The organism is Vibrio sp. 03_296, assembly GCF_002265885.1.
Window position 1 is genome coordinate 1 of record NZ_NPKW01000479.1, and the last position, 628, is coordinate 628.

Below are 628 nucleotides of genomic sequence, written 5' to 3' on the forward strand. Positions count from 1 at the left end.
CGGCGTGTCCACATCCCTCAGGGATTTTTGCGCCCGTCATTGATGCGAATACCAACTAGTTTTGCGGCCATTCCCCGTCAAAAGGCTGTCCTGCAAATGATTTGCCCGCAAGCGGTAGATGGTTGGTTGTGCTCTAAATCGGCAAGGCGAATCGCGTATCCATCCATTGCAGAGGTTATCAAAAGGAGGCACGATTAATGGGGGAAAGAATATCTTCAGCTAAGACATAACCAAGCGCTTCAGCAAGCGGTAGTTTTAACGTTGTTTGAATCGGTTTAATGCGGGAAAGCATCTTTTCCATCGCATCTTCAATTGGCATTAAGCCAGGTGCATCACAACAGCCCATATTGAATTTCCGTTGAATTATGGTTTTAGCGCACTTTAGCACAAATCGATGAGTGGCACGAATGACCCTCAGTAAAATATGGGTGTAATTATTCAAAAATCCGAGTATCCTTGTCAGCCATCCTAAAGGGGTATTCTTCCCTTTATGAGAGTCTTGAGATGTAAGAGGAAGTGGAATGTCAGGTCTTAGCGAATCCGCCCAACTGGTTAAACAAGCGTTAGAAAAGCGCGGTTTGGAAACGTCCGATGGTTGCCGAACCAAGTTCAGTCGTGAAGAAAAGAA

General features: G+C 45.5%; 2 pseudogenes. One reads left to right on the plus strand and one right to left on the minus strand.

The window, feature by feature from the left end:
• Positions 1–58: 58 nt before the first annotated feature.
• Positions 59–346: pseudogene (locus tag CIK04_RS25525) on the minus strand (molybdopterin molybdotransferase); the annotation flags it as partial.
• Positions 347–521: 175 nt separating this feature from the next.
• On the opposite strand from CIK04_RS25525, the pseudogene folE reads away from it, so the two are divergent.
• Positions 522–628: pseudogene (gene folE / locus CIK04_RS25530) on the plus strand (GTP cyclohydrolase I FolE); the annotation flags it as partial.